Below are 2781 nucleotides of genomic sequence, written 5' to 3' on the forward strand. Positions count from 1 at the left end.
GAGGGATGATTGTTTCGGTACAGTCGGTTGGAAAGGGAATAAAAACTTAGCTTCACTCCCCATTCACATATTATCTTGTCCCGGTAGGAATCGGACCTTTTTCTGAACGGTATCCGGGTAGGAGGGAAGGGGATAGAAACAGCCGTTTTTGCGTTCAATAAAACCGTTCAGTTTTGTAGTTCAAAGTTTTGGATGGTAACGAGGATTTTCTGAACTGTATAGGGCACCAATTTAATGAAACTTTCACCATGTATGAACTTTTAAAGGGGTATTAATAGGCAAATTGACTGCATGCTCCAGCATTATACTGGTTAGCTTGTTTTTTTCTGTTTAGAATTCGGTCTCTTCTTAAGCGTTTTTATTCGGTTCATGCGCTTAGTTAAATCAACACCAATAATTATTATTTGATTGATCTTGGGGTAATTTGCTGATATGCTCACCCAATAATCCTGTAATGAGTCAACAAGCTCAGTAAACGTCGCTTCTAACTTACCATCTGGTAATTGCCAACTTGTTTTTTGCCCCCGATAAACCAATACGAATATTCCCCTATTAGATTGATTGTCCCGCAAATAATCACCACATAACTGGTTCTCTAACCTTTCGAAAAGATTTGGACCACTCCAGTTATCAGCCAGCTTGAGTTCGACTGGGACAGGAGCATCAAAAAGTGAACTATGAAAACGGCAGTCGGGCCTTTTTGCATCAGCTAGCTCCTCTTCCTGCGTAATCAGATATTTCCCGGTGGAACGACTGCGGCACCAGTTGGCTATTACTTTTCTGATTCCAATTTCTTCAGCCTCTTTTGCCAATGTAGATGCAATGCTATCGTCGCTTTCTTCAAGGCTATGTTTCAAATCCATTAGTCGTTGAACCCCTAAGTCAAACAATTCCCGATGATTATTGGGCGTGCATTCTAAGGTGTTGGCGAAATCGAAAAATTGCTTAGCCGTCCAAGGCAAATTATCGGCATCCATCTCTGCTCGCTCTTTGGCATTTTGTTTCATCCATCCACGATAGCTTTCGGCCGGATGCATTCTGGCTAGTTCCATCATAACCAAATATGCTTCTTTGCCTGGTATCGTTTTAAGCATAGAATACAAACTATTTCGGGCGTCTTGAGCGTCATCGCGTAACCCGGGGGAATAAACCCCTGTATTGGCTCTCTCTATGTCTTCTTCGACCCGAATGTATTGATGCATTAGATAATACAGCCTCATTAGGGACATTGGTGATTTAAAGGTTTCCCTGACGCTTGATCCCAAATGTCTCCTACCCAAAAGGGCCACAATTGTCAGCATAGCCATATTTATTGCTTCTTGCTGATCCTTTATATAATGAGCAGCCAAAGAATCGCAAAAAGACCTAATAGCCCGTTCTGGCTCTATACCTATCCAAGTGGCATACCAGTAGGCAATAGATTGCCAAGATGTAAGCGTGGTACATTTGCGCTCAGCCAGTTGAGCGAGATCAGAACTTGAAACGATTACACTGCCCTGAACTATCCGTAACAAGTACTTCAGGTTCTCAACATTGGTCGGTTCTTTTTCCAGTATTTCTAAAATTGTTTCGGCTATACTATCCCATAGCCATTCACAACTATAGCTAACTTTACTTAGAATATAATGCTTCGCTTCTTGAGGGTTTTCTACTACCAGCTCCCAACCAATTTCATGGACGACTAACTGACTAATTAGATGAGGATACTGCTTATAGAGTTTGGGAAACCAGTTGGGGAAACTACCCCATTTGCGGAAAGCATAGCGGCAGGCTATCTCAGCTTCTTCTTTACTAAGGTTTTTTGGCCAGTTCATCATCTCCAACGACTCTATTTCAATTCCAGACAACCCAAATTCAACTTTTTTCGAATTAGTGTCTGTGTTGTCTTCAGATCTGAGTGCAGGCGTATAGGCGCGCCAAAAATTCAGCAAAGCGTCCCGTAAAGCGGTCGCTACCTCAACGCTAAACTCGTTGATTAAACCTTGCCAATTTCTGCCGGTCTCCTCGACTTTGTCGGTTCTGTTGATCCTTACCATACGCTGATACAATGCGTATTGATCCTGAGAAATAGCACCCTTTTCTAAACCGTTGGAACGAAGTATTTCAATATTTTCCTTCAGCCATTTTATTTTATCGTCATAATCCTGCTGATACTTTTTATCTTGTTGTTCTTTCTTTTTCTTTCGTTGCTCTGCTTTATCCCAAAATTCTTTTAGTTCTTCAGACAGAGGGAGCGGATTCAGGAATTCGTCCAATCGTCTCTTTAAGTCGACTTCACTGACTACTGCCTTTTCAAGTGCGTCTAACCAATGCAACGGACTACCATTTTCTTTATACAACTGAAAAGCTTGTGATAAGGCAATGAGTCGATCATCTAAACGTGAACGGCAGGAAACATCAGTTACTATGAACTGAAAATCATTAGCTGAAAACTTCCAGTATCCTTCAAACACAGAGACTTGCCAAAAGTAAGTTAGAGGCTCTTTTTCATGCTTTTCATAATGATTTCGGGTCTCCTCAACATGATTCCAAAACAGAGCATGATTCAATTTTGGCCATTCAGCGATTAGGATTGGAAGTTTATGGTCGGGGGACCAGCTCATATGATCTCCAAACTGGTAAAATGTGGGTATCTGAGTAAGGGCAAATAGACTGGCTGAAGCAAAGACGGCAGGATGTTTATTAATAACTGATGTTACGCATGGTTGATCTATCTGTAGCAACCTCTTTCTAAATTTACTCAAAAACACCACAAAAAGCGCTCATGGAGTTTATATCCCC

The 2781-nt window shown here is 41.4% G+C and carries 1 protein-coding gene; it reads right to left on the bottom strand.

Annotated elements, in window-relative coordinates:
- Positions 1–311: 311 nt before the first annotated feature.
- Positions 312–2603 (bottom strand): hypothetical protein, encoded by a 2292-nt coding sequence (locus B157_RS35095; protein WP_020603449.1) that lies wholly within the window; start codon positions 2601–2603, stop codon positions 312–314.
- Positions 2604–2781 lie beyond the last annotated feature (178 nt).

Origin of the sequence: Spirosoma spitsbergense DSM 19989, assembly GCF_000374085.1 — a bacterium.
Lineage (GTDB): Bacteria > Bacteroidota > Bacteroidia > Cytophagales > Spirosomataceae > Spirosoma > Spirosoma spitsbergense.

Coding starts and splice junctions, on each gene's coding strand:
- B157_RS35095 (WP_020603449.1), bottom strand. CDS start 2,603: ATGAGCTGGTCCCCCGACCATAAACTTCCAATCCTAATCGCTGAATGG.